The organism is Candidatus Termitispirillum reticulitermitis, assembly GCF_054655775.1.
The window spans coordinates 1-1415 of record NZ_BAAIHG010000141.1 but is presented as its reverse complement, the minus strand read 5'-3'; the positions used below and the strand labels follow the sequence as shown (position 1 = coordinate 1415).

General features: G+C 46.9%; 2 protein-coding genes. Both read right to left on the bottom strand.

Translation table 11 applies throughout. The annotated features are described in order from the left end of the window. Positions 1-958 (bottom strand): pyridoxal phosphate-dependent aminotransferase (locus AC1MDJ_RS07845; RefSeq protein WP_479690365.1); only part of this gene is annotated, 958 nt, incomplete at its 3' end. An 8-nt stretch (positions 959-966) separates the two neighbouring features. Continuing rightward, the coding region (locus tag AC1MDJ_RS07840) for a type 2 periplasmic-binding domain-containing protein (protein ID WP_479690364.1) at positions 967-1415 on the bottom strand (449 nt) is incomplete at its 5' end.

Sequence of the window (1415 nt, the reverse complement as noted above, 5' to 3'; positions counted from 1 at the left end):
GCACATAGAATGCGCCCTGTGGTTCATAGAATTGAAAGCCTATATCTTTTAGCCCGCCGAGAAACAGCTTGCGTTTATTATCATACATCTCTAATAGCTGCTCATAGTAGCTGTCAGCAAACATTAGCCCCTCAGCAGCTGCACGTTGCAATGGAGCGGCAGCACCAACGGTAACAAAATCGTGCACCTTACGGCAAGCCTCCAGTGCCTCTCCTCCGCCTAGTATATAGCCTAACCGCCAGCCCGTTATAGAATACGTTTTAGAGAGCGAGTTGCAACAGATAGTTCGCTCAAACATATTAGGCAGTGCTGACATATACACGTGTTTGTGAGGCTTATAGACTATGTGGTCATAGACCTCGTCAGTGATAACAAATGCATCATATTTGATAGCTAAGCTAGCGATAAATACCAGTTCATCAGCGGTAAATACCTTACCGCAGGGGTTGTTAGGGTTGCAAATAACAATAGCCTTCACCCCGCCCTGTGCAAATATCGCCTCTAGCTCTGCTCTGTTAAAATCAAACGTAGGCGGGTTCAACGGCATGTAGATAGGCTCTGCACCTGCCAATATCGCATCGGCACCGTAGTTTTCGTAGTGCGGGGAGAATATGACGACCTTGTCGCCCGCCTCGCACAGGGCAAGCATTATAGTAAGCATCGCCTCAGTAGCCCCACAGGTGACGACAAGGTGCTTGTCAGGGTTAATAGCTAGCCCCATAAGACGGCTCTGCTTTTCCGCAAGTGTTCTGCGGAAAAGTTCAGAGCCGTAGGTTATCTCATACTGGTGTGGTCCTGCTACCGCTACCTCTGCCAGCTTATCGGTAATAGCCCTAGGCGGAGCAAAGTCTGGATAACCCTGCGATAGGTTTATAGCACCGCAACTATCGGCTACAAGCGTCATATCCCTAATAGCAGAGCCAGCAAAGCTAGCTATGCAGCTAGAAACAGCAGGCATATATGAAACTATTTCCCCTCAATTTTGGCATAGTCCTCAACGTAGAAAACCTTTAGTTCCTCTACCTTGCCACTCTTGATAGGCTCATCAAGCGTCTTGTTGATAAACTCTGCCAGTTCAGTATTGCCTTTCTTAGTGACCATAGCAGGTTTCATGGTATCAACAAGGAAACCATCAAGTATCTTTAACTTGCCCTTATAGTTGTTGAGAACCATTAAAACCACGTCTTTGTTCATCAGGAATGCATCAGCCTTGCCAGTGCCTAGTGCAGCACCAGCAACGACGGCGTCCTTAAAGCGCATAACCTCACCGCCTTTACCTATCAGATTATCGGTGGTGTATATGTCAGCCGTAGTAGCCTCTTGAACAGCTATCTTTTTATTAGCAAGTTCTTTCACGTCTTTTATCGTTGAGTTCACGGGGATAGCCACAACGAGTGGGTTATCGCTATATGTAT